Annotated in this window: 21 protein-coding genes; 10 read left to right on the forward strand and 11 right to left on the reverse strand. The window is 62.9% G+C overall.

What is annotated here, in order from left to right; all coding sequences use genetic code 11:
- The first annotated feature begins 259 nt into the window (after nt 1–259).
- The 5 genes from IG194_RS30340 to IG194_RS30360 all read left to right on the forward strand — a co-directional run bounded on the left by IG194_RS30340 (nt 260) and on the right by IG194_RS30360 (nt 4,976).
- Complete coding sequence (locus IG194_RS30340) at nt 260–2,044, forward strand: copper resistance system multicopper oxidase (RefSeq protein WP_054906867.1); 1,785 nt, start codon at nt 260–262, stop codon at nt 2,042–2,044.
- 9 nt (nt 2,045–2,053) lie between these two features.
- Nucleotides 2,054–3,013 carry a copper resistance protein B gene (locus IG194_RS30345; protein WP_082996306.1) on the forward strand — a complete coding sequence of 320 codons (960 nt, stop codon included), beginning with the start codon at nt 2,054–2,056 and terminating at the stop codon, nt 3,011–3,013.
- Between the two features lie 73 nt (nt 3,014–3,086).
- On the forward strand, nt 3,087–3,473 hold the full coding sequence (copC, locus tag IG194_RS30350) for a copper homeostasis periplasmic binding protein CopC (protein ID WP_054906865.1): 387 nt from the start codon (nt 3,087–3,089) through the stop codon (nt 3,471–3,473).
- 3 nt (nt 3,474–3,476) lie between these two features.
- Nucleotides 3,477–4,415: a copper homeostasis membrane protein CopD gene (gene copD, locus IG194_RS30355; RefSeq protein WP_054906864.1), complete on the forward strand. Its 939-nt coding sequence runs from the start codon at nt 3,477–3,479 to the stop codon at nt 4,413–4,415.
- Nucleotides 4,416–4,769: 354 nt separating this feature from the next.
- Nucleotides 4,770–4,976 carry a co-regulatory protein PtrA N-terminal domain-containing protein gene (locus IG194_RS30360; RefSeq protein WP_079744283.1) on the forward strand — a complete coding sequence of 69 codons (207 nt, stop codon included), beginning with the start codon at nt 4,770–4,772 and terminating at the stop codon, nt 4,974–4,976.
- Between the two features lie 238 nt (nt 4,977–5,214).
- Here the strand turns inward: IG194_RS30360 and ppk2 are convergent, their stop codons facing one another.
- From ppk2 to IG194_RS30380, 4 genes are all read right to left on the reverse strand, one after another.
- Nucleotides 5,215–6,021: a polyphosphate kinase 2 gene (ppk2, locus tag IG194_RS30365; protein ID WP_019486719.1), complete on the reverse strand. Its 807-nt coding sequence runs from the start codon at nt 6,019–6,021 to the stop codon at nt 5,215–5,217.
- A 177-nt stretch (nt 6,022–6,198) separates the two neighbouring features.
- Nucleotides 6,199–6,561 carry a Tn3 family transposase post-transcriptional regulator TnpC gene (gene tnpC, locus IG194_RS30370; protein WP_019486718.1) on the reverse strand — a complete coding sequence of 121 codons (363 nt, stop codon included), beginning with the start codon at nt 6,559–6,561 and terminating at the stop codon, nt 6,199–6,201.
- On the reverse strand, nt 6,558–9,575 hold the full coding sequence (locus tag IG194_RS30375; protein ID WP_019486717.1) for a Tn3 family transposase: 3,018 nt from the start codon (nt 9,573–9,575) through the stop codon (nt 6,558–6,560). The genes tnpC and IG194_RS30375 overlap by 4 nt, the downstream gene beginning before the upstream one ends.
- Before the next feature lie 103 nt (nt 9,576–9,678).
- Entirely contained in the window at nt 9,679–10,530 is an 852-nt protein-coding gene (locus IG194_RS30380) for an MFS transporter (protein WP_058489810.1), read from the reverse strand.
- A gap of 203 nt (nt 10,531–10,733) precedes the next feature.
- Here IG194_RS30380 and IG194_RS30385 point away from each other — a divergent pair, with 203 nt between their 5' ends.
- Entirely contained in the window at nt 10,734–11,483 is a 750-nt protein-coding gene (locus tag IG194_RS30385; RefSeq protein WP_058489811.1) for a creatininase family protein, read from the forward strand.
- 91 nt (nt 11,484–11,574) lie between these two features.
- On the opposite strand, the gene IG194_RS30390 is transcribed toward IG194_RS30385, so the two are convergent.
- The 4 genes from IG194_RS30390 to IG194_RS30405 form a co-directional block, all read right to left on the reverse strand.
- Complete coding sequence (locus IG194_RS30390; protein WP_176707168.1) at nt 11,575–13,014, reverse strand: catalase; 1,440 nt, start codon at nt 13,012–13,014, stop codon at nt 11,575–11,577.
- Between the two features lie 255 nt (nt 13,015–13,269).
- Nucleotides 13,270–16,137 carry an ATP-binding protein gene (locus IG194_RS30395; RefSeq protein ID WP_058489812.1) on the reverse strand — a complete coding sequence of 956 codons (2,868 nt, stop codon included), beginning with the start codon at nt 16,135–16,137 and terminating at the stop codon, nt 13,270–13,272.
- Nucleotides 16,138–16,245: 108 nt separating this feature from the next.
- Nucleotides 16,246–16,662 (reverse strand): organic hydroperoxide resistance protein, encoded by a 417-nt coding sequence (locus IG194_RS30400; protein ID WP_043272823.1) that lies wholly within the window; start codon nt 16,660–16,662, stop codon nt 16,246–16,248.
- 40 nt (nt 16,663–16,702) lie between these two features.
- Nucleotides 16,703–17,101 carry a hypothetical protein gene (locus IG194_RS30405; RefSeq protein WP_058489813.1) on the reverse strand — a complete coding sequence of 133 codons (399 nt, stop codon included), beginning with the start codon at nt 17,099–17,101 and terminating at the stop codon, nt 16,703–16,705.
- Nucleotides 17,102–17,488: 387 nt separating this feature from the next.
- On the opposite strand from IG194_RS30405, the gene IG194_RS30410 reads away from it, so the two are divergent.
- Complete coding sequence (locus IG194_RS30410) at nt 17,489–18,553, forward strand: Dyp-type peroxidase (protein WP_176707167.1); 1,065 nt, start codon at nt 17,489–17,491, stop codon at nt 18,551–18,553.
- Entirely contained in the window at nt 18,546–19,352 is an 807-nt protein-coding gene (locus tag IG194_RS30415; protein WP_043316778.1) for a family 1 encapsulin nanocompartment shell protein, read from the forward strand. Before IG194_RS30410 ends, IG194_RS30415 begins: the two co-directional genes overlap by 8 nt.
- A 414-nt stretch (nt 19,353–19,766) precedes the next feature.
- On the opposite strand, the gene IG194_RS30420 is transcribed toward IG194_RS30415, so the two are convergent.
- Nucleotides 19,767–22,091, reverse strand: coding sequence for an FdhF/YdeP family oxidoreductase (locus tag IG194_RS30420; RefSeq protein ID WP_058489814.1), 2,325 nt, complete (start codon nt 22,089–22,091; stop codon nt 19,767–19,769).
- A gap of 489 nt (nt 22,092–22,580) precedes the next feature.
- Between IG194_RS30420 and moaA the strand changes: the two genes are divergently transcribed.
- Together moaA and IG194_RS30430 are read left to right on the forward strand one after the other, a co-directional pair.
- Nucleotides 22,581–23,585, forward strand: coding sequence for a GTP 3',8-cyclase MoaA (gene moaA, locus IG194_RS30425; protein ID WP_058489815.1), 1,005 nt, complete (start codon nt 22,581–22,583; stop codon nt 23,583–23,585).
- 20 nt (nt 23,586–23,605) lie between these two features.
- Complete coding sequence (locus IG194_RS30430) at nt 23,606–24,505, forward strand: bestrophin family protein (protein WP_058489816.1); 900 nt, start codon at nt 23,606–23,608, stop codon at nt 24,503–24,505.
- Here IG194_RS30430 and IG194_RS33125 read toward each other — a convergent pair.
- Both IG194_RS33125 and moaB read right to left on the reverse strand, forming a co-directional pair.
- A complete protein-coding gene (locus IG194_RS33125; protein ID WP_052267791.1) occupies nt 24,490–24,669 on the reverse strand; it encodes a helix-turn-helix domain-containing protein in 180 nt (59 codons plus the stop codon). The genes IG194_RS30430 and IG194_RS33125 overlap by 16 nt on opposite strands.
- 14 nt (nt 24,670–24,683) lie before the next feature.
- On the reverse strand, nt 24,684–25,223 hold the full coding sequence (moaB, locus tag IG194_RS30440; protein WP_058070373.1) for a molybdenum cofactor biosynthesis protein B: 540 nt from the start codon (nt 25,221–25,223) through the stop codon (nt 24,684–24,686).
- Nucleotides 25,224–25,319 lie beyond the last annotated feature (96 nt).

Genomic DNA, 25,319 nt, shown 5'->3' on the forward strand with positions numbered 1-25,319 from the left:
CTGGCGTAAAGGCGCAGTCTCAAACGGCTAGCAACAGCTGCTGGTAGCAAGCGGCCATCGATTCCACAGGCCAGACCGGCAGCGACAGGGGCAAACCCTTACAGAAATGTAATCATTGCAACTGCCTAAATATGGCAAATTTATCAATGACATCTGAGCTGCAGGTCGTCATGGGTGACATGAGACACACTTGAAGATCAGCTCAAAAATCGCTCTATAAATTGGATTGTTTGATTTCTCCTGGCAGGGTCGTAGCGGAATGCAGAATAAAACGTCAAGACGGACTTTCGTTAAGGGCCTTGCTGCGACAGGTATTCTCGGCGGGCTTGGTTTGTGGCGTACGCCAGTTTGGGCTCTTTCTAGCCCGACGCAACCGACGGTACTTGCTGGTACGGAATTTGACCTGTTCATTGGTGAGACTCCAGTAAACCTGACTGGAGCAGTTCGTACAGCAATGACTATCAACGGATCGCTTCCGGGGCCAACATTGCGTTGGCGCGAAGGGGATACCATTACGATACGCGTTCGCAACCGCCTGAAAGAAGAGACTTCCATTCATTGGCACGGAATTATTCTTCCAACCAACATGGATGGCGTTCCGGGCCTAAGCTTCCAGGGGATTGCTCCTGATGGCATGTACGAATATAAGTTTAAGGTCAAGCAGCACGGCACCTACTGGTACCATAGCCACTCTGGCTTCCAAGAACAGGTTGGTGTTTACGGTCCTTTAATCATCGACCCCAAAGAGCCGGAGAAGTTTTCTTGTGATCGTGATTATGTCGTTATGCTAAGCGACTGGTCGGATGAGAATCCCGCTCGCGTCCTTGCCAAACTGAAAAAGGATTCCGGTTACTATAACTTCCATAAGCGCACTGTCGGGGATTTCATTGATGATGTAAGCGAGAAGGGTTGGTCGAAGACTATCGCCGACCGCAAGATGTGGGCTGAAATGAAGATGAGCCCTACCGATCTCGCTGATGTCAGTGGTTATACCTATACCTATCTCGTGAACGGCCATGCGCCCGATACCAATTGGACGGGTATCTTTAAGCCCGGAGAGAAGATCCGACTGCGCTTCATCAATGCCTCTGCAATGACCTACTTCGATGTTCGAATCCCAGGACTGAAGATGACGGTCGTGGCGGCTGACGGCCAGCCGATCCAACCAGTCAGTGTCGATGAGCTGCGCATGGCTGTTGCTGAAACCTATGACGTCATCGTCGAGCCGACAGACCAGGCCGCATACACCATCTTTGCCCAATCCATGGATCGTACTGGCTACGCCCGAGGCACCCTGGCTATCAAGGAAGGGATCAGCGCCCCAGTGCCGACACTGGACCCACGCCCACAAATCACCATGGACGATATGGGGATGGGCGGCATGGAAGGCATGGATATGTCCGGCATGGATCACGGCAGCATGGCAGGCATGGACATGTCCGGCATGAGCCATGGCGACATGGCTGGCATGGATATGTCTAACCCGGGCCACAGCGAGATGCTGGGAATGGGCGCAGCAATGCAGTCCCATCCAGCGTCGGAAGCCAACAACCCCTTGGTCGATATGCAGACCATGAGCCCAACAGCGAAGCTCAGCGATCCCGGTATCGGCTTGCGCAACAATGGTCGTCGGGTGCTGACCTATGCCGATCTCAAGAGCACCTTTGACGATCCTGATGGGCGGGTCCCATCTCGCACCATTGAGTTACACCTGACCGGCCACATGGAGAAGTTCTCCTGGTCGTTTGATGGTATTGAATTCGCCGATGCCAAGCCGCTCCTCCTCAAGTACGGAGAGCGAGTTCGGATCACCCTGGTTAATGACACCATGATGACGCACCCCATCCATTTGCATGGCATGTGGAGTGATTTGGAGGATGAGCAGGGCAACTTCATGGTGAGAAAGCACACCATCGACATGCCCCCGGGGTCAAAGCGCAGTTATCGCGTAACGGCCGATGCGCTCGGTCGGTGGGCTTATCACTGCCACCTGATGTATCACATGGAGCTGGGTATGTTTCGTGAAGTGCGAGTGCAGGAATAGGAGAAGAGCATGGACTTTGAACAGACTCGCTACCCCGTTTTGGCCGGCCTTGCGATCCTTGGAATGAGTTTGCTTCCTTTGGCTGGCGTCCGTGCTGAAGAGCCGATGCAGGGCATGGATGGCTCCCAGATGGAGGGGATGGACCACTCCCAGATGCAGGGGATGGACCACTCTCAAATGCAGGGAATGGATCATTCGCAGATGCAGGATGGGGACTACTCCGATATGCAGGGGATGCAGCCCGCTGCACCGACGGAAAGCCGCACGCCAATCCCTGTGCTAACCGATGCTGACCGTGCTGCTGTGTACAAGGGCGGCATGGACCATCACATGGGTGGGCAAGCACTGAACTCACTGTTCGTCATCGATCAGTTGGAGTGGCAGGACGCAAATCAAGGCAGCGCCCTCAGTTGGGAGGCGAACGGATGGGTCGGCGGCAATGTCGATCGCCTCTGGTTGCGCTCTGAAGGAGAGCGGCTCAATGGTGTTACTGAGAAGGCCGAGTTGCAGGCCCTATGGGGACACTCAGTCGGTCCTTGGTGGGATGTGGTCGGCGGCGTGCGGCAGGACTTCAAACCTGGCTCTCCGCAAACCTGGGCCGCCGTCGGCATCCAAGGCTTGGCTCTGTATGACTTCGAAACCCAGGCCACCGCATTCTTGGGAGAAGGCGGTCAAAGCGCACTGAGACTCAAGGGAGACTACGACATCCTCTTGACCAATCGCTTGATCCTGCAGCCGACAGCTGAAGTGAACCTCTACGGCCAGAATGACCCGCGGCGCGGCACGGGGTCAGGCATCTCAGATTCAGAAGTCGGGATGCGGCTTCGTTATGAGGTCTACCGAGAGTTCGCGCCATACATAGGCGTCACCTGGAATCACCTCTACGGAAAAACAGCGGACTACGCCAGCGAAGAGGGCGCGGACTCTAACGATACGCGTCTGGTCGTCGGCGTACGTATGTGGTTCTAACCGACCATCCGCTGCACTCGTCGTACCTCAATAGATAAATAAACGTAGCGGTCTATGCCGCGAGGAGTCTTGCATGCAAAAATTTAAAGCTCTCATTGCTGTAGCTGCGCTCGGCGCCGGAATGTTGCTGAGTGCGGCTGTCCAGGCACACCCGAAACTGCTTTCCTCCTCTCCTGCTGAGGGGAGCACTGTCGCGGCGCCGGCCAAGATCGAACTGCACTTCTCGGAGAAGCTGTTGACGCAGCTCTCAGGTGCCAAGATCGTCATGACAGAAATGCCCGGTATGGCCATGTCGTCCCCCATGGGCGTAAAAGCTGCTGTCTCGGGTAGTGCTGATCCGACCGTCATGCTGATCACGCCTGCAGCTCCTCTTACCACCGGAACTTATAAAGTCCAATGGCGAGCCGTGTCCTCTGATACGCATCCGATTACTGGCGCTGTAACCTTCAAGGTGAAGTAAGCCATGGGCGACCCCGTCACTATCGCTCTACGTTTCGCCCTGTATATCGACTTGATTATGCTTTTCGGTCTGGCGTTGTTCGGGCTTTACAGCCTCAAGGGACAAGAGCGGATTAGCGGGGCAGTCTTCAACTTTGAGTCGATATTGCTGTGGGCCGCCTTGATCGGCATCTTGCTATCTGTGGCAGCAATGCTGCAGATGGCAAAGGTAATGAGTGGTGTTTCCAGTTTTTCCGAACTACACCACCATATTCTGCAGATGATCTTGACCGGCACCGATGTGGGTTTGACCTGGATGGTTAGAGTCGCGGCCCTGCTGCTGGCTGCGGTGGCCGCGATTTTCAGCAAGCGCGCACCCACTTTGAGTCTGGTCCTGACTTCCGCATTGGGCGCCATAGCGCTCGCTACCTTGGCCTGGACTGGGCATGGCGCCATGGATGAAGGTCTCTTGCGCTATGTACATTTTACCAGCGACATCACCCATCTTCTCGGTGCTGGCGGCTGGCTTGGCGCATTGGTGGCGTTCGTGTTGTTGCTCCGCTCCAAGAAACTTGATGGGGAGCAGCATCTGCGCTTACTGTCTCGGACGTTGACTGGTTTCGAGTCAGCAGGGGCGTTGATCGTCGCCAGCTTGGCCATCACCGGTATTGCCAACTACGTACTCATTGTTGGTCCAGAGATCAGCGGTGTGATGAAGAGCACTTACGGCTCATTGCTAGCGCTAAAGATCGCGCTCTTTGGAGGCATGTTAGTCCTCGCCGCGGCGAACCGCTTTCGCCTCAGCCCGCTGCTTGATCGCTCCTTAGAGACGGGGCGTTATGCCCCGGCTATTAGCGCACTGCGACGTAGCATCGTTCTGGAGTTTGCTGTGGCGATTGCCATTGTCAGTCTCGTTGCTTGGCTCGGGACACTGAGTCCTGAAATGGATATGGCAGTCGAGTGACATAGATACTGCCAGTAGCAGACTATTCTTCTTATTCTGTTTACTGGCAGTGGTCTATCTAACGTCAGCTTTCTCTTCGTATAAACTTTTTTGCCCGGCAATCGGTCAATACCATCCTGTCGCCTATTTCAGGCAGGATGCCATCTCAAGAAAATTGCGACCCCAGCCAATTCTCACCAAACTTTGTGAGCCGGAAAGGCACGCGCCACTGTGTAACCCGCTCACAGCAAAGTAGTTAAAAATTACTGGAATGTAATTTTCGGCTCATCCTTATATCAGGATCGTCTAGGTAGTATTCACTTGAGCATGCTGCTCAAGTGCTATAGACCCACTGTTCCCATAAGGATGCAATACATGAAACCTCTGAAAGTTATTTTCGCAATCGCTACTCTGGCCGCTTCTTCCCTGGCAATGGCTGAAAGTGGCGGCGATCGAACCTTTGCCAAAATGGAACTGGCTCGACAGACTTCTTCTGGAGCGACTCTTGTGGCTCAAAAATCGGATGGCAGTGCGCCTGCAGCGGAGTTACAGAGAAGCGCAATCAAGCACGAAAAGTGCTAAGCAATTCTGTCGCGGGATGATCAAGTAACCCGACTGCTACCAAGAGAAATGTAGGGCCCGCCCTGTCTGATGGGGCTCAATCTCAACCGAGAGACTGGTCGCTTGTCATTAGGCGCGATTTTTGACCTTAGCATCCTCGACGAACGTTCGGACTCTTTCCGCGTGCGCGCCGCTCGTAGAGTGGCGCGGACACCTATTGAGCATGAGTTTTCGCCTGGCCTTCTGCATAGCCCCAACTTCACTTTGCTATCGCTCCACTAACAAGGTGCGCTTCTGCATAGGGGAACACAATCTGCGGATTGGGCTGGACAAGACTTTTATCCTTTTCGGCGTAATGTAAACGGCTTAGCAAGTCTTTAATGACATTCAGTCTTGCAACGCGCTTTTCATTTGCCCGTACGACACTCCAAGGCACCACATCGTTACTGCGAGCGAACATTTCGTTTCGAGCCTTGCTGTACTTCTTCCACAGACTCACAGCCCTTTCATCGATAGGGCTGACCTTCCACTGCTTCAAGGGATCGCTGCGGCGCGACTCAAGACGGCGCTTCTGCTCATCCTTGGAAATGTCGAGGTAATACTTGACCAAGTGAATCCCCGAGCGCACAAGCATGCCTTCAAATTCCGAAACACTCGACAAGAACTCCTCGTACTCCTCATCGGTACAGAAGCCCATAACGTGTTCCACACCCGCTCGGTTGTACCAACTACGGTTGAACAGGGTGAGCTCGCTTGTAGTGGGAAGCTCCGCAACATAGCGCTGAAAGTACCAGGCACCGCGGTCTCGATCTGACGGCTTCCCAAGTGCGACTACACGCGTATCCCGTGGACTGAGATGCTCAACGATGCGCTTGATGGTCCCATCCTTTCCTGAAGCATCACGCCCCTCAAAAATGACCAAAATCTTTTCGCTGCAACAGCAGAGGAAATGCCGCTGCAGCTTTACCAACTCAATCTGAAGAAGACGCAGCTCCTGCTCATACTCGTCTACCGAGAGGACGCTGGCCGCTTTTTTTTCCCGTTGATTGCGCGCTTTCGCTTTCATGATTTTGCTCTGATTGGGGGCTGTCAGACACGGTCCCGCTGATAGCGCTTCGCTGCTTTAACGCAGCCCGGAGCCATTGCAGACATCCGGCGACACGCGCTGCCATTCTTCAACTGACTAGCCGTTGCGCCAAGGCCGAACTTTTACCTCTTCAATTCACCTATGACACGAACCACGCTAATGCTCGTGGTCTGGCCTGAGTTCGACTAAGCGAGTGAGGCAATCCTGAGTATCACGAACCCATGATGCCAGAGCATCGAGGTCCAGCTGCACGGAGTCTGCTTCAGCCCAGATGCATGCGTTCTCGGTCGATACGGCCAGGGCAGCACCTTCGACAATGGTCAGCGCCATTGCGTGAAGTCTCAGTAGCCCGTCCCGCAGTGCGATGACACCCCCCATTTCAGCGAGGCACGCATCCAGACCTTCTACTAGGCGTCGGAGTTGGGACGTGTCAAAGCTGTCGCGTAGCTGATCCAGTGCAGCGGCATCCACCTCACCATAGGGCGTGACGCGAAACGAAGCGGGAGGGATGTTGATCATGGGGTTTCCTCCATGGAAGCCTGGTTGGGCGTTCCGCCCCGGAGCGAGCCGGCAGCTTGCTGGAACACTGAGTCCTTGATCCAGGCTTCCGGAGGGCGGTTGAGCTTGAGGTTGAACTCGCCGAACCGCTTCACATTGTTGGTGAGGTAAGGGCTGAGGAAAGACACATCCTCATCGGTAAACCGCCACCCGTCACGCGCCAGTTTTTTCAGGATACACATCATGTCCACGGTGTTCTGCAGGATCACCGACGAGGCCACCATGTCGTTGTAGCGCAGCCTTTTCTGCTGTTCGTCCGGGTCATTCTCGGCGATCACATCGCCACCGAATGACAGCCACTTGGAGAAACCGTTGTAGGACTCGATCTTGTTGGTGTTGGCGGTAACTTCCTGGCGCAGCTCGCGGCTGCCAATCCAGTTGAGCAAGAAGATCGTCCGGATCACGCTGCCCAGCGCCTGAGCCGCATGGTAAAGCTTGTTGCGCCGGCTGTAGGAGCCCAGCTTGCGTAGCAACATGGGCGAGGAAATCTTGCCGGCCTGGATCGACAGCGCCACCTGCATCAAGTCCTGCCAATGGGTTGCAATCAGGTGCCAGTCGGCCGTATCGGTAAATAGGCGGTTGATGTGCTTGTAGGAAGCACCTCGCTCCGGCCGACACATCACCAGGTCGCGCCAGTTGCGGATTCGAGGCATTAGGTTGATGCCCAGCAGGTGAGTGAAGGCAAACACCGTGGCGGACTGACCCTGAGTATCAGAGTACACGGTGTCGGCTTCCACGCTGAGATCGGCCTTTAGTAGGCCCTCGATCACGTAAATCGCTTCCCAGATACCGGGCGGGATGAAGTGCTGGAACACCGCGATGTAATTGTTGGCCACATGCCGGTAGGCTACCGCGCCCAGCTTCCGATAGCGGAAGTGGAAACCCGCTAGCAGGTTGTCGTCATAGAAGTCGAACTGAGTGCCATCGGCTGCCACCGCCTTGCCGTCCCCCCAGAGCTTGGGCAGATCGAGCTGCAGGTAAAGTTCCACCAGCTCGCGGTTGGCTTTGTCCAACTTCTCCAACGAGAGATGCCGGCGATTGGTGTAGGAAAGCATGTGTGGTGTGACATTGCCGGCCAGATGTCGGGCCGCCTGGTTGGGACCTAGATTGCACCCCATAGCGAAGATGGTCATCAAATAGCGCTCAGCCGGCGCCTTGAGTTTGGGGTCGTTGCCGGACATCGGGCCGAAATGCCGGCTGAACTGTATCCAGTGCTCGATGTTGGCCATGATGTCGAGTACATGCCGCGCCGGCATGCGTTGAACAATTGCGGTTTGCAAGGAGATGGCCGAGGGTGGGATATCCCGGGCTATCACGCGGCGCAGTACCGGTTCGCCAGCGTCGTTGATCGACACATCGCCGCGGCAGGAGGGGAACTTGTCGTCCAACTGCTGTGCACTTTCCTCCAACTGGGACTTGAGGGCCGCGACAAACGCCTTGGCCGTACCTGGCAGGCCGACCTTCTCGCAATAAGCTGGTAGGCGCTCCAAGCATACGCTCCACGGCAGGAGCTGCTCGCGGTAATCCGCGAACGATTCGGAGCCCTTGACGCACAGATCGCCGGAACGCAGCTCGCTGGCCAGATACGAAAAGACGCACACCTCCAGGTAACGGCGATTGGTTGGCGGCCCTTCACTGGCCGGCCGGCGTACGACCTTAGCCCAGCGCTCTGAAGCAAAGGACAGGTCCACGTGCTCATCGATCCATTCGCGGTGCAAGTTCTCATTGTCTTGAATCAAGTGCAGGGCCTGGATCAAGGAGCGATCCTGGGTGGTAGGCTCCAACTGGAGCAAATGGCTCAGGCGGAACAAAAGCGAACGATGGGATTTGAAGTGTCGCCAAATCAGCGGCAGGTAGTTATTTCCACCCGTGGCCTGAACTTCCGCGCAGGCTTCGCGAAACTGGTCCAGTTTGCCCTCCGGGCAAAGGTATTCACGGATCAGGCTGCCAGCTTCCTGGTCATCCGGCTCCTGAGCCAGGATTTGCAACACACCGGCCAAGGTGGCTACCAGACGCTCGAGCTTCTGCCGTTGCCGCACCTGGATTTGCTCAAGCTCCTCCTTGGCGCGCTTGTGAATGGTGGAAATTCGCCGGATGAACATCTCCGCCAGGTGATCCCGCGTACGTACCCGCATCCGGTAGATCAGCGCCAGCATCAGGGTGTAGCGTTTAGGCAGTGAGCAGTCCTTCAGTTCCGAAACGTCGGCAGCGGCGGCCTGAGCAGAGAAATGCCGAATCTTCGTCTCAACGATTCCCTCGAAAATGGTGTCCAGGTCGCCAAAGCTATCCAGCCAGGCAAGGTGGTCAATCAACACCTCAAGATGCTTGCGAGACGGCTTCTTGGGTGCCTGCTTGAGGGCGTTGAAGTCGCTTTGCCGGCGCCCGAAATCAGTGTCGAGCAGCTCCTTGAGCCGGTAGATCACCTCGATAGGTGTTCTGGCTACTACCAGATTGAATGTGGCTTCCTGTGCATTCGCCAGAGCCGTCTCAGCGGCATTGTTCAGGGTTGAATAGGCGGGCAGCTCATAGCCGCGCTGAATCAATTCCTCGATCATCGCATTGATAAGGTCAACCCGCTGCTCGAGCACTTGGGCACATTCTTCCGCAATCTGCGCAGTGAGCGCTAAGCCATCACTATTGTAGAAGGGGGTCACCTGAAGAAACTGGCGAATGGCGACCTGATGGCGATAAAGCGTGCGGGCATTGCTGTAACGGGGAACGGTGCGGGTGCCGAAGCGCATGCATTGGCGAACGTGATCGATAATTCCTTGGGGAATCTCGTCTAAGGGGACAAAGTAGTGCAGCTGTTGGAAAACCTTGAGTTGAACAGCCAGCCCAACCGATAGAGCAGGACTCTTGGCGGAACGGCTGATCCATTCGGCTTCCGCCTCGGAGAGGGTGTAGCTTCGATGAAGTTCCTTGGCCGCGACTTGGTTCGGCAGAACAGGATACGCAGTGCGCTCGACTGAAGCCATTAGCATGTCCCCCCAGACAAACTAACGACCTAGCATAGCCCTGGATCATGGGCTAGCGGGTTGGCGAAAAAGTTTTCCGAAAGACCACTTTAAAATCAAAAGCTTAGAAGCCAAATGTCCTAATTTTGCCTTTATCTCGGCATGACCCCATCAGCGTCGGCGTCCAGCTCATCACGAAGTAATAGCCGAACATGAGCAGCAACAGCCCCAGGGCCAGCGAAAGGGTCAGCTGCCACTGGCCGGGCGCGAACAGCTGCCGGTATTCCGCGCCTCGCGATGGCCGTGCCCCTTCATTCGGTTGCCGGTCGAGGGCCAGGAATTCCGGCGACTCGCGCAGCCAGCGCGCACCCGCGGCCACCGCCGCGAGCGTGGCCGCGCCGCCGGCGAGAAACACGTAGCGCCAGCCGAGCCACTCGTTGAACAGGTGGGCCAGCAGGCCGCCCAGGCTCACGCCCAGCGCGAAGGCGAGGGATTGCAGGGCGATGGCCAGGCTACGCCGATGCGCCCCGGTGTACTCATGGGCCAGCACATTGGCGCCCACCAGCACCGCGCCGGTGCCGACGCCGGTCAGCATGCGCAGAAGCATCAGCACCTGGTGGTTCGGGCTGCAGAACGACAGCAACATGCTGACGCCGCTGAGCGAAAGGCCCGCCAGCAGCAAGGGCCGGCGCCCGTAGCGGTCCGCCCGGGGGCTGATGAAGGAGCCGCAGGCCATGCCCACCAGGCTCGCGCTGAGCAGCATGCCGAGCTGGGTCGCATTCAGCCCCCACTCCGCCGACACGCTGCCGCCGGTGAAGGCCATGGCCATCGCGTCCAGCCCGTCGATCACGTTGAAGAGCATGCACAGGCCGACGACGCCCCACGGGGACGGGGCCATTGCAGCATTGTTGTTCATAGCCTTGGGCACGCAGCCTGTTTCCTTTTTGACGCGCGGTTCGAAGCGCTGCTCGGCCATACCCTTGCGTGCATACCTAAGTATCGACCGACACCATCGTGCAATCGCCGAAGCGACATCCGGGTGCTTTGATCGACCTGCGCAAGCGGCGCCGAATGCAGGGCCGGAAGCATATTACGTCCCGGCCGCTACAGACAGGGCCCCGCGCCTCGAACCCCACCCCACCGGGTTCCGCCAGGAACCTTTCCAAGGAGAGACCCCAGATGTTCCTGCATCTATCGACCTGGGCCGAGATCGGCCAGTTTCTCGAACGCAGCCGCACCATCGTCATCCCCATCGGCTCCAACGAACAGCACGGCCCCACCGGCCTGCTGGGCACCGACTGGATGTGCCCCGAGATCATCGCCGGCGAAGCGCAGAAGCTGGCGGACATCCTCATCGCCCCGACCTTCAACATCGGCATGGCCCAGCACCACCTGGGCTTCCCCGGCACCATCTCGCTGCGGCCCTCGACCTTCATGGCCGCCATCGGCGACTGGGTGCGCTCGCTGGCCGGCCACGGCTTCGAGAAAATCTTCTTTCTCAACGGCCACGGCGGCAACATCGCCTCGATCGAGGCGGCCTTCTCGGAACTCTATGCCGAGGCGAGTTTCGCCCGGCGCCGCGCCGGCTTCGCCCTGAAGCTGTGCAACTGGTGGGACCTGGAAGGCGTCGATGCCCTGGCGCGGGAGCAGTTCCCCACGGGCCACGGCATCCATGCCACGCCCACCGAGGTCGCCGTGACCCAGTGGGCCTATCCGGACTTCATCAAGTCCGCCGAGTATTCGCCACGGATCGCCAACTGGGGCCCCATCCGCGAAGCGCTCGACTTCCGCGCGCGCCACCCGGACGGCCGCATGGGCTCGGACCCGGCGCAAGCCTCCATCGAAAAGGGCCAGCAACTGGTGGCCCTGGCCGCCCAGGGCCTGGTGCAAGAAGTCCAGGCCTTCGGCGACGAGTCGATTCCGGGCTAGATCCGCTGCGAACCGGCCGCGCGCCCATGGATGGGCGCGCGGCCGTTTCTATGGGAAGCAGAAGCGGCCGCTGCCGCTTCTGCCCCGGGCACTAGGCCCGGCCCAGCCGTTCGATGGCGCTTGCCACGCCCGCTCCGTACGCCGGGTCCGCCTTGCTGCAGTTATCGATATGCCGCTGTTTGGTCTGCGCCGAGGCGCCCTGGATCGAACGCGCGGTATTGTCGAACAGCGCCTGTTGCTGCTCGAAGGTCATCAGGCGGAACAGCGCGCCGGGCTGGGAGAAATAGTCCTGGTCCTCACGATGGTCCCAGTGGCCCGCGCTGCCTTGCAGCGCCAGCGGCGGTTCGCTGAAGTCCGGCTGCTCCTGCCACTGCCCGTAGCTGTTGGGCTCGTAGCCCAGGGTGCTGCCGGCATTGCCGTCGGTGCGCATCTGCCCATCCCGGTGATAGCTGTGGAACGGGCATTTCGGCGCGTTGACCGGAATCTGGTGATGGTTGACGCCCAGGCGGTAGCGCTGCGCATCGCCATAGGAGAACAGCCGCGCCTGCAGCATCTTGTCCGGCGAGAAGCCGATGCCGGGCACCACGTTGGCCGGGCTGAAGGCCGCCTGCTCCACCTCGGCGAAGTAGTTCGCGGGGTTGCGGTTGAGTTCGAGAACGCCGACCTCGATCAGCGGGTAATCGCCGTGCGGCCAGACCTTGGTCAGGTCGAAGGGATTGATCGGGCAGGTCGCCGCGTCCGCCTCCGGCATGATCTGCACATAGAGCGTCCAGCGCGGGAAGCGGCCTTCCTCGATGCTGCCATACAGGTCGCGCTGGGCGCTTTCGCGATCGCGGCCGACCAGGGCTTCGGCCTGCTGGTCGGTGAGGTTCTCGATGCCCTGCTGGGTCTTCCAGGTGAACTTCACCCAGGAGCGCTCGTTCCGCGGGCTTATGAAGCTGAAGGTGTGGCTGCCGAAGCCGTGCATGTGCCGGTACGAGCGGGGCAGCCCGCGGTCGCTCATGACGATGGTGACCTGGTGCAGGGCTTCGGGCAGCAGGGTCCAGAAGTCCCAGTTGTTTTCGGCGCTGCGCAGATGGGTGCGCGGGTCGCGCTTGACCGCATGATTGAGGTCGGGGAACTTCAACGGATCGCGCAGGAAGAATACCGGCGTGTTATTGCCCACCAGGTCCCAGTTGCCCTGTTCGGTATAGAACTTTATGGCGAACCCGCGAATGTCACGCTCGGCATCGGCGGCGCCGCGTTCCCCGGCCACGGTGGAAAAGCGCACGAAAACCTCGGTGCTCTTGCCGATCTCGGAAAACAGCCGGGCCTTGGTATAACGGCTTATGTCGTGGGTGACGGTGAAGGTTCCATAGGCGCCCGAGCCCTTGGCGTGCATGCGCCGCTCGGGAATCACCTCGCGGTCGAAGTGCGCGAGCTTTTCCAGCAGCCAGACGTCCTGCAGCAGCACCGGGCCCCTGGGGCCTGCGGTCTGCGAATTGTTGTTGTCGACCACCGGCGCACCAGCGGCTGTCGTGAGCTTTTTCATGGTTTTGTCCTGGATGATTGGCGCAATGAACAAACAAGGGAAAACGCCAACCCATCAAACCAAGTTATGCAACCGCCAACCATGATACGAAGGTGTCGCCCGGTAATAGGAAAGTTGTTCGAAGCCTTCCGGTGCCGGATAAAAAAGAATAAACAGGCGGGATATGAATACAGTGGCCAGTTAAGGTAAACAGTTCTGTTTCGTTATATAGGGCGCACTCTTCTGCAACGTGCAGAAGTGTGCGCCCTACCCGCCTCAGCCCAGCCGCTGGCGCAACTGCGCCAATTGGCGCATGTCCAGGCTGTCGAAGCCTTCGCTGAGCGCGCAGGCATCGAGCAACTGCGCCGCCTCCGCGTTGCGCCCCTGCTCCAGGTGCAGCTTCGCGCGATCCATGCCCGCGCGCAGCTCCCAGGCCCGCGCGCCCTGCTGGCGAGCGAGGGCCAGCGACTCGTCGAGCACGGCATCGACCGCCGCGGCGCCCTCGCCCAGCGCCTTGAGCACCTGAGCCTGCAAGCGCAGCAGTTCCGGCAGGGCGAAGGCGTCGCCGCTGCGCCGGCAGTGCTGGACGCTGCGCTGGATCACCGCCAGGGCCCGCGCGTATTGCCCATCGAGGATCAGGCCTTCGGCCAGGGAAATCTCGAAGGAGGTGGTCAGCAGCTCGTAGCGCATGCCCTGCAGCCGCGACAGGCTCTCCTCCAGCAGCGGCACCGCGTCGCCGGGCTGCTCGCGGCGGATGGCGATGGCCCCGCGCAGGCCCAGAGAGGCCGCCACGTACGGGGCGAAGGCATTGGCGTGGGCGATCTGGCTGAAGGCCTGCAGGCTCGCCTCGGCCTGCGCCAGGTCGCCGTTCCAGATGTGGATGCACAGCGTCCACACCAGGGCGATGCAGTAGGTGGCCGGGTGCTTCAGCTCCGCGGCTTCGGCCTCCACTTGCGTGGCGAGGCGCCGCGCCTGGTCCGGGAAGCCCAGCAGCCACAGCGTGCGCGCCAGCGCCAGGCCGGTGCGGTTGTGGTGGTCGAAGCCGTAGTGCAGGGTCCGGCTGCGCTCGGAGGGCAGGCTGTTGCGCAGCGAGCGCTCCAGTTCCTGGCGCGCCAGGCGCTGGTCGCCCAGCAGGTGGTGGGAAATCCCCGCCAGCGAGGCGGCGACGGCGATGGCCTCCGGCTCGCCCAGGCTGTCGCCGATCGCCAGCGCCCGTTCGGCCCAGGACAGCGACGAGGCGAAGTCGCCGATGCGCTCGTAGAAGATCTGCAGGCGGCCCAGCAGGCGCAGCTGCGCCCAGCGGTCGTCCAGCGCCACGGCGATGTCCAGGGCCCGCAGCAAGGCGGTTTCCGCCGCGCCGCTGTTGCCGCGGGTGAACATCAGCACCAGGCCCAGCGCGGCCTGCAGTTCCATTTCCGTGGGCGTGCCGTGGTAGCCCAGCTCCAGCAGCTCGGTGGCCCGCGCGCACCAGGTGCGGCATTCCACCTGCAGCGAGAAGTGCAGGAACAGGGGCGCGCTGGCCGCCGCCAGGGGCAGCGCCAGGCCGGGGTCGCCCTGGGGGCCGAAGCTCCATTCCAGGGCGCTGCGAATGTTGCCGAGCTGGCTGGCCAGGCGCGCGCAACCGTCGAAGATGTCTTCCGGCGAGCTGCCCAGGCCCTCCAGCAGCTTCAGGTAGAAAAGCGCATGGCGGAAGCCGAGGCTGTGCATCTCGGCCGCGCCGTGGGCCGGCAGCTTGTCGCGCACGTAGGCGCGGGTCATTTCCAGCAGGCGGTAGGTGACCGTCGTTTCGCTGCGGTCGACCGTCACCAGCCCCTTGGCGGCGAGTTCGTCCAGGGTGGCGGCGGCTTCCAGCTCGTCGATCCGGGCATCGGCGACGATCTGCGAGGCCGCCTGCAGCGAGAACGGCCCGACGAACACCGCCAGGCGGTCGAACACCAGGCGCTGCGGGGCGCTGAGCAGGTCGTAGCTCCAGTCGAGCATCGCCCGCAATGTCTGGTGGCGCGGCTGCGCGGTGCGCCAGCCGGCCCAGCCGAGCGAGAAGCGTTCGCCCAGCAGGGCGTGGGTGGCCTTGACCCCGTGGCTGGCGGCGCGCATCGCCGCCAGTTCGATCGGCAGCGCCATGCCGTCCAGGCGCCGGCACATGTCGGCGACCAGTTGGGCGTCGCCCTCCTCCAGCGCCAGCGAGGCGTTGCCGGCCTTCGCCCGTTCGACGAACAGCCGCAGCGCCGGGAATGCCAGCAGTTGCTCCAGGCTCAGCCCCTCGCTGTCGGCCGGAAAGCCCAGCGGCCCCAGCCAGTGCACCTGCTCGCCGCGCACCCGCAGCGGCTCGCGGCTGGTGGCCAGCAGCGCGACGCCGGGCGCGGCCTCGCCGATGCGCTCGGCGACGGCGGACACCGCGTCCACCAGGTGCTCGCAGTTGTCGATGATCAGCAGCAGCCGCTGCCCGCGCAGGTGGGCGAGCAGCACGAACAGCGGGTCCTCGACCTGCACGGGAATGCCCAGCGAGGCGGCCAGGGCGGAAGGCACCAGCGCCGCGTCCTCGACCTGCGCCAGGTCGACGAAGCGCACCGGCTCCAGGCGCTCGCCGGCGGCGCGGTGGCCCACCTCGACGGCCAGGCTGGTCTTGCCGACGCCGCCGGTGCCGACGATGGTGAACAGCCGCGGCTGCGCCAGGCGCTCCAACACCAGGGCCACGTCCGCTTCGCGGCCGAACAGCCTGGCCCGCGGCGGCAGGCCGCCCACGCTTTCGCCGAGCGGCGCCACGGGGGCGGCCGAAGGCGCTACGTCCAGGGCCGGGCGCCGGCTCACCGGGGCGACGAAGGCGTAGCCGACGCCGACCTGGGTGGCGATGTAGCGCGCCCCCTGCTCGCCGTCGCCGAGAGCGCGGCGCAGGCTGTTCATGTGAAAGCGCAGGCTGCCCTCTTCGACCACTACATCGGGCCAGACGCGCTTGATCAGCTCGCGCTTGGACAGCACCTGGCCCGGCTTCTCCAGCAGGGCGATGAGCAGGTCGAGGGCGCGGCCGCCGATCTCCACCGGCTCGCCATCGCGGCTGAGCAGGCGCTTGCCGGGCATGACGCGGAAGGGACCGAACTCGAGGGACGGGTCAAAGGAATCGTGCAATGCGTCCGTTACGGACTCCACGGGAAATTCTCTCGGGCTCGGAAATCCTACGAGGATAGGCGTTTTGCTCGGGCAATCAAGCACATCCTGTAGCGGCCGTGTGGACGCCGCCACAGGATGCGCACCTGTCTACTGCAGGCTCAGCAGCAGCGGAATGTTGCCGCGGGTGGCCTTGGTGAACGGGCAGCTCTGCCGGGCGGCGTCCAGCAGGCAGCGGGCCAGCTCCGCCTCGACGCCGGGCAGCGAGATGGCCAGGTGCGCCCGCAGGAAGAAGCCGTGCTCGCCGTGCACCAGGTCCACGTCCGCCTCCACCGTGGCATCGGGGGGAAACGGGACTTTCCGGGCGTTGGCGGCATGCCGCAGCGCACCGATGAAGCTGGCCGACCAGCCGACGGCCAGGAGCTGCTCCGGGTTGGTGCCCTGCCCCGGCGCGCCCGGCGGCGAAAAGCGCAGGTCCAGGCGGCCATCGTCGCTGCGCGCGATGCCGTCGCGGCCGCCGAGGGTGCGGGTGTGCGCGGTGTAGAGAACCTTCTCGATCGACTGCATCGGTACTTCCTGGCGAACGATGACCGGCGGGCCCGGCGATTCAGAGCACCCGCGCACACTTGCGGCTGGTGCGGGAAAGGCGTTGCCTGGCGTCGGCCTGGGACAACACCACCTGCGCCGCCGAGCGCCGCTGGTATTCGCCCAGCTCCTGCCGGGCGATATCCAGCAGCCAGGCACGGAAAGGGCCCGCGGGATCATAGCTGGCACGCTGTGAATCCACGGCCTTCAACGTAGCCCGCAGGACCTCGCCGAGGTCTTCCCCGCGCATCCGCCCGGCCTGTACCTGCCCTTCGAAGAACGCCACGAGCAGCGGAACCAACGCCTTGAGCAGGCGCGGCGACGCCTCGCCACCGCCCTGTTGCGCCTGGACCAGCAATGCACCGAATTCCGCATTGCTGCAGCGCCCTGCCAGGCTCATGCAGCCGATACCTTCAGTCATCCGCCCAACCTCCCTTTCCCAAGCAGCCCTGCATTGACTGTCCCGCGCGTCGGCGCGAGGACAGGGACTGCTCATGAGAATGGGGCAGGAGTGCCAAAGTCGCCCGTTATATGCTGTTAGCGCCTGTTAGGCGTGCGCTCCGACCGAAGAGCCCATAGCCACTCGTCGGCGGCAAACGTTGGCAGCAGCGCCAGATTCAGTGTTCCGGTTCCCTCTCTCGACGTATCGGATGCATCTACCTTGCAGGCACGATTTCCTTGGCCTGCAAAAGCAACATGAACTTTACTGAAGCATCTTCCTCGGTGTCGCAAGCCGATAGTCGTCGACCGGCTTCACGCCCGGCGAGCAGGTGGGCGGCGTTTCCGGCGCCCGGTCCTACCCGTTGAAATGAGCCTGCAAGAGGAGCACCGCGTGTCCACAGCCGTTCCCCAGTCGGTCACCGCCCCGCTGAGCCGGGCCGCCATCTTCCTGGTGCTGACGATCAACCCCGGCCAGGCCGGCGAAACCGCCGTGCGCGCGTTGTGCGCCGACATGCCCGGCCTGTTGCGGGCCATCGGGTTCCGCGCCCCGCAGGGGCTGCTGTCCTGCGTCATGGGCTTCGGCTCGGCGGCCTGGGACCGCCTCTTCGGCCAGCCCAGGCCGCGGGAGCTGCACCCCTTCCGCGAAATCCAGGGCGCGCACCACGCCGTGTCCACCCCGGGCGACCTGCTGTTCCACATCCGCGCCGAGCGCATGGACCTGTGCTTCGAGCTGGAAACGCAGATCATGGCCCGCCTCGGCGACGCCGTGGCCACCGCCGACGAGGTGCAGGGCTTCAGCTACTTCGATGCCCGCGACCTGCTGGGCTTCGTCGACGGCACGGAGAACCCGGCGGGCCAGGCCGCGCTGGACGCCACCCTGATCGCCGGCGAGGACGAGAACTTCGTCGCCGGCAGCTACGTCGTCGTGCAGAAGTACCTGCACGACCTGGGCCGGTGGAACGCGCTGCCGGTGGCCGAGCAGGAGCGGATCATCGGCCGGCACAAGCTCTCCGACATAGAGCTGGACGACGCCGTCAAGCCGAGCAACGCGCACAACGCCCTGACCACGATCGTCGAAGACGGCGAACAACTGGAGATCCTGCGCGACAACATGCCCTTCGGCGATATCGCCAAGGGCGAGTTCGGCACCTATTTCATCGGCTACGCCCGTTCGCCGCGGCGCATCGAACGGATGCTCGAGAACATGTTCATCGGCCTGCCCCCGGGCAACTACGACCGCCTGCTGGACTTCAGCCGCGCGGTGACCGGCAGCCTGTTCTTCGTGCCTTCGGCCAGTTTTATCGAACAGGTAACCCCGGACGCCAGCGTAGCTGCCGCCCCTGCCCTCCCCGCGCAGGACGGCGTGCCCCCGCTGGCGCCCCGCGACGGCTCCCTCGGCATTGGCTCACTAAAGGAATCAGGCAATGAATAACCTGCACCGTGAACTCGCCCCCATCTCCGACAAGGCCTGGGCCCAGATCGACGAAGAGGCCACGCGCACCCTCAAGCGCCACCTCGCGGCCCGCCGCGTGGTCGACGTGCCGCCGCCGGGCGGCCTCGGCCTGTCCGCGGTGGGCACCGGCCACCTGCATGCGCTGCAGGCCCCGGCGGAGGGCATCCAGGCCGCCCAGCGCGATGCCCGGGCGATCGTCGAGCTGCGCGTGCCCTTCGAGCTGAGCCGCCAGGCGATCGACGACGTGGAGCGCGGTTCGGACGATTCGGACTGGGACCCGCTGAAGGACGCCGCCCGCAAGCTGGCCTTCGCCGAGGACCGCGCGGTGTTCGACGGCTACGCCGCGGCCGGCATCCAGGGCATCCGCCAGGCCAGCAGCAATGCCGGCGTGGTGCTGCCGGCCAACGTGCGCGGCTACTCCGGCGCCGTGGCGCAGGCGCTGAGCCAGCTGCGCCTGGCCGGCGTCAACGGGCCCTATGCCCTGGTGCTGGGCGCGGACGCCTATACCGCAGCGAGCGGCGGCAGCGACGAGGGCTACCCGGTCTTCCACCACATGGAGCAGCAGGTGGACGGCGGCATCATCTGGGCCCCGGCGCTGGAAGGCGGCTTCGTGCTCAGCACGCGCGGCGGGGACTTCGAGCTGGACATCGGCCAGGACATTTCCATCGGCTATGCCAGCCACAGCGCGACGAGCGTGGAGCTGTACTTCCTGGAGACCTTCACCTTCCGGGTGCTCACCAGCGAGGCCAGCGTGGTGTTGACGCCGGGCAAGAAATAGCGCCGTACGGATAATCGCGGACGGAGTCCTACAACTCCAGGGAAGCCCCGTAGGATGGGTTGAGCGAAGCGATACCCATCACCGTGGCCGCATGGGTTTCGCAAGCTCAACCCATCCTACGAAGAGCACCTCGGCGCAGCCGGCAAGAACAGTTGCTCCTACGTTCCAGGACTCACCAGCCACGCCGCCCGGCGTGATTCGCGGATGAGCAGGCGCCGGCGAAATGCCGACGCAGGATGGTGTTGAGCGACGCGATACCCATCACCCCCGGCCTTCTGGTATTTCGCCGTCGTGCTCGCCCATCAGCTCGCGGGGCGATTCCACGAACGCCTGGTTGTCGAGGATCGTTCTTCATGGCAAGGCTCCGGCCACCGCCAGCTGTCGTGTGGCTCGCGGGGAGTTTGGGAGTCCGCCTCAGGCGACAGTCGAATGGATCCGATTGTCTTCCCGGGCCTTCTCCAGCCTGATCGCGATGAACTTGGAAGTTGGCGTGAAGGTGCGCTCGCCATAGCTTTCCAGCGGCACCAGCGGGTTGGTCTCCGGGTAGTAGGCCGCGGCCTGCCCGGCCGGCAGGTCGTAGGCCACCAGTTGGAAGCCGTGGACGCGGCGCTCGATGCCGTCTTCCCAGAGCGACACCAGGTCGACCTTCTCGCCCGGCTCGAAGCCCAGGCGGCGGATGTCCCGCTCGTTGGCGAAGACCACCTCGCGCAGGCCGAACACCCCGCGGTAGCGGTCGTCCAGGCCGTACAGGGTGGTGTTGTACTGGTCGTGGGAACGCAGCGTCTGGAGGATCAGGTCGGGCCGCTCGCCGCGGGCCAGCACCGCCTGGTTGACCAGTTCCAGCGGCAGTTCGCTGGCGGTGAAGCGGGCCTTGCCGCTGGCGGTCTTCCAGACCCGCTCGGCCGCGTCGTTGCCCAGGTGGAAGCCGCCGGGGTGCTGCAGCCGGGCGTTGAAGTCGGCGAAGCCGGGGATGACGTCGGCGATCAGGTCGCGGATGCGCCCGTAGTCGGCGATGGCCCAGTCCCAGTCGATCGGGCGGTTGCCCAGGGTGGCCTTGGCGATGCCGGCGATGATCGCCGGTTCCGAGCGCAGGTGCGGCGAGCGCGGCTTCAGCTGGCCGTGGGAGATGTGCACCATGCTGAAGGTGTCTTCCACGGTGACGCCCTGGGGCCCGTCGGCCTGCATGTCGACCTCGGTGCGGCCCAGGCACGGCAGGATCAGCGCGTCGCGGCCGGTGACCAGGTGCGAGCGGTTGAGCTTGGTGGCGATGTGCACGGTCAGCTCGCAGTTGCGCAGCGCGGCGTGGGTGCGCGGGGTGTCCGGGGTGGCCTGGGCGAAGTTGCCGCCCAGGGCCAGGAACACCTTGGCGCGCCTGGCTTCCATGGCCTGGATGGCCAGTACGGCGTTGTCGCCGTGGCCACGCGGCGCCTTGAACCTGAAGCGTTTCTCCAGGGCGTCCAGCAGCCAGGTCGGCGGCTTCTCGTCGATGCCCATGGTGCGGTCGCCCTGCACGTTGCTGTGGCCGCGCACCGGCGACAGGCCGGCGCCGGGCTTGCCGACGTTGCCGCGCAGCAGTTGCAGGTTGACCACCTCCTGGATGGTCGGCACCGAGTGGCGGTGCTGCGTCAGGCCCATGGCCCAGCACATGATCACCCGCTCGGCGCGGCGGTACATGCGCGCCGCCAGCTCGATCTCGGCCAGGCTCAGGCCGGACTGGCCGACGATGTGCGCCCAGCTGGTGGCGTCCACCGCCGCCAGGTAGTCGTCCAGGCCGCTGGTGTGCTCGCGGATGAAGGCATGGTCGAACACCGGCGGCTCGCCGTTGGCCTGGGCCTCGCGCTCCCACTGCAGGAGGAACTTGGCCATGCCGCGGAACATCGCCATGTCGCCGCCCAGGGCCGGGCGGAAGTAGGCGGTGTTGGTCGGCTCCGAGCCGTTGCTGAGCATCTCGAAGGGGTGCTGCGGGTGCTGGAAACGCTCCAGGCCGCGTTCCTTCAGCGGGTTGATGCAGATCACCTGGGCGCCGCGGTGCACGGCCTCGCGCAGCGGTTCGAGCATGCGCGGGTGGTTGGTGCCGGGGTTCTGGCCGATGACGAAGATGGCGTCGGCCTTCTCCAGGTCGTCGAAGACCACGGTGCCCTTGCCCACCCCGAGGGTTTCCGCCATGCCCAGGCCGCTGGCCTCGTGGCACATGTTCGAGCAGTCGGGGAAGTTGTTGGTGCCGAAGGCGCGGACGAACAGCTGGTAGAGGAAGGCCGCCTCGTTGCTGGCCCGGCCGGAGGTGTAGAACTCCGCCTCGTCCGGCGACTTCAGCGCCTTCAGGTGCCGGGCGATCAGGGCGAAGGCCTCGTCCCAGGTGGTTTCCACGTAGTGGTCGGTCGCCGCGTCATAGCGCATGGGGTGGCTCAGGCGGCCCTGGTATTCGAGCCAGTAGTCGCTCTGCCCGGCCAGCGCGCTGACGCTGTGCTTGGCGAAGAAGTCGGGGTCGACGGAGCGTCCGGTGGATTCCCAGTTGACCGCCTTGGCGCCGTTCTCGCAGAACTTCACCAGGCCGTTCTCGGGCGACTCGCCCCAGGCGCAGCCAGGGCAGTCGAAGCCGTTGTTCTGGTTGGTCTTGAGCATCGCCCGCAGGTTCTTGACCGCGTTCTCGCTGCCCAGCCAGCTCTTGGTCACGCTCTTGAGCGCGCCCCAGCCGGCGGCCGGTCCGGTGTAGCGCCTTATATGTTCGTCTTGGCTCATTCAGGCATTCCTCGATTACACGCAGAGAATGAAAGTTCTCAGGCAGAAAAAGGCGACGCTAAAAGCACGCCAATATCGGAACGCTGAGCGAGCAACTTCCTTGCGCGAAACTTACTGTTCGCAACACCGGGTGAGTTGTGTTCAGGTCCAAGTTCCAGGGCTTTTTCCGAACAATCGGCCTGAAAGCTGGAAAGACATTGGTTCGCCTTGTGACATCAGGCTATTGAGAAGCGGAGATTGCGTCCAATCGAAATAAATTAAACCCTGATCAGAACCGTCTATCAGCCCTGGAATGCCCGCAGCAGAAAGGCGGAATGGACAATCAAGGCGCTTGATAGATCACTCTTATCAACCGGTAATCAAAAGCAATTTGACGCCCCTGGACGAACTGACTAGCCTCACCTCGAAGATCGCCAGAGCATTAATAAAAAGATGCCAACGCTTGCGTGCAAAGAGCAATGAACGATCACTTCGAGAGGCAACTCGGAATTGAATGAAAATACTGGCGAACTCATCGACGGTTTCAATCGGAAGATCGATTACCTGCGCATGTCGGTGACCGACCGCTGCGACTTCCGCTGCGTGTACTGCATGGCCGAGAACATGCAGTTCCTGCCGCGCCAGCGCATCCTCACCCTCGACGAGCTGTACCGCGTGGCGGAGCGCTTCGTCGCCCTGGGCACGCGCAAGATCCGCCTCACCGGCGGCGAGCCCCTGGTGCGCCAGGGCATCGTCGAGCTGTGCGCGCGCATCGCCGCCCTCCCCGGCCTGCGCGAGCTGTGCATGACCAGCAACGGCTCGCAGCTCCAGCGCCTGGCGCAGCCGCTGCACGACGCCGGCCTGGCGCGCCTGAACATCAGCCTCGACAGCCTGGATGCGCAGCGCTTCAAGGCGCTCACCCGCACCGGCGACCTGCAGCAGGTGATCGCCGGCATTGACGCCGCGCGCCGCGCCGGCTTCCGCCACACCAAGCTCAACTGCGTGGTGCTCAAGGGCCGCAACGACCACGAGGTGGTCGACCTGGTGCGCTTCGCCATCGACCGCCAGCTGGACATCGCCTTCATCGAGGAAATGCCCCTGGGCGTGATCGACGAGCACCAGCGCGACGAGTCCTACTGTTCCAGCGACGAGGTGCGCCAGCGCATCGGCGAGCGGTTCACCCTCATCGAATCCGCCGAATCCACTCAGGGCCCGTCGCGTTACTGCCGCCTGGCCGAGGCGCCGGAAATCCGCATCGGTTTCATCTCGCCGCACAGCCACAACTTCTGCGGCAGCTGCAACCGCGTGCGCCTGACCGTCGAGGGCCGCCTGCTGCTGTGCCTGGGCAACGAGCATTCGGCCGACCTCAAGCAGGTGCTGCGCGCCCACCCCGGCGACGCCGAACGGCTGGACAAGGCGATCCGCCAGGCCATGCGGCTCAAGCCCCAGCGCCACCACTTCGAGGTCGGCGGCGAAGTGCAGATCCTGCGCTTCATGAACATGACCGGCGGCTAGCCGCCCCTTCCGGAATCGCCATGATCGTCCAATCGCAACCCGACATGCTGCGCGTGCTGTTCACGCTCAAGGGCTCCATCGCCAAGCGCATCGCCTTCCGCAGCCTGCTGGTCACCCTGCTGGCTTCGCTGATCGTGCTCGTCGAAAGCCGCCATCCGGCGTTCTTCGCGCGGGTCAACGCCACGCCCTTCACCCTGCTGGGGCTGTCGCTGTCGATCTTCATGAGCTTCCGCAACAACGCCTGCTACGACCGCTGGTGGGAAGGCCGCAAGACCTGGGGCAAGGTGATCATCGACATGCGCTCGTTCATCCGCGAGAGCGTCGCCATCAGCGACGCCGCCCTGCGCGAACGCCTGCTGCGCGCGCTCTGCGGCTACGCCCACGCGCTCAACGCGCGGCTGCGCAACGAGGACGAGCTGAAGGCCGCCCGCCCCTGGCTCGCCAGCGACACGCCGATCGCCGCGCACAACGTCACCGACGGCATCCTCCAGCACATCGGCAGCGTCTGCTCGCAGCTGGCCGAAGAAAAACGCATCAGCGAATGGCGCTACGTGACGCTGGAGCAGCGCCTGGCCGCCTTCACCGATGCCCAGGGCGTGTGCGAGCGGATCAAGGCGACGCCCATCCCCTTCCCCTACACCCTGCTGCTGCACCGCACCATCTACATCTTCTGCATACTGCTGCCCTTCGCCATGGCCGAGCCGCTGGGCTGGATGGCGCCCATCTTCACCACCATCGTCAGCTACACCTTCTTCGGCCTGGACGCCATCAGCAACGAGCTGGAAGACCCCTTCGGCCGCGAAGAGAACGACCTGCCCACCGACGCCATGGTCCGCGTCATCGAGCGCGACATCCTCGGCGCCCTGGGCTACAGGGACCTGCCGCCGCCCCTGCAACCGGTGGACTACGTCCTCAGCTGAGCGGCACGGTACGCCGAGGGCGGCATGCCCTCCCAGCGCTTGAAGGCGCGGCGGAAGTTGGCCAGGTCGGTGTAGCCCAGGGTGTAGGCGATTTCCTCGATATCGGCGATGGGCGAGCCTTGCGCCAGGTCGAGCAAGCGGCCCAGGGCCTCGTCGACCGGCATCGGCGCCGCGCCCTTCATTGGCGCGGCCCGCAGGCGTTGCCGGGCTTGAGGTGCGCGACGAAGTTGCAGGGGCGGTGCCGCGAATCGAGCTGCTCGACCAGGATGCCCTCCCAGGCCGTCCGGCAGGCCCCGGTGGAGCCCGGCAGACAGCACACCAGGGTGCCGTTGGCCAGGCCGGCCAGGGCGCGGGATTGCACGGTGGAGCTGCCGATGTCGAGGATCGACAGCGCGCGGAACAGCTCGCCGAAGCCTTCGACCTGCTTGTCCAGCAGGCAGGCGACGGCCTCCGGGGTGCTGTCGCGGCCGGTGAAGCCGGTGCCGCCGGTGATCAGCACCACCTGCACCTCCTCCTCGGCGATCCAGGCGGCGACCTGCGCGCGTATCCGGTAGAGGTCGTCCTTGAGCAGCACGCGCGCCACCAGGCGATGGCCGATCTCGACGCAGCGGCTCGCCAGCAACTCGCCCGACGTATCGTTTTCGAAAGTTCGCGTATCGCTGACGGTCAATACCGCGATGTTCAGCGGAATGAATTCCGTATTCGGTTTGACACTCACGGGGCATCGCTCCAGTTGGAAGTTTCCGTGGAAACTAGAGACAAAGACCGGCGTCGTCCAATCGATATGGCAAACTCTCCGATCGGAGTCTTCTAT

Source organism: Pseudomonas sp. ADPe (assembly GCF_014843515.1).
GTDB classification, from domain to species: domain Bacteria; phylum Pseudomonadota; class Gammaproteobacteria; order Pseudomonadales; family Pseudomonadaceae; genus Pseudomonas; species Pseudomonas citronellolis.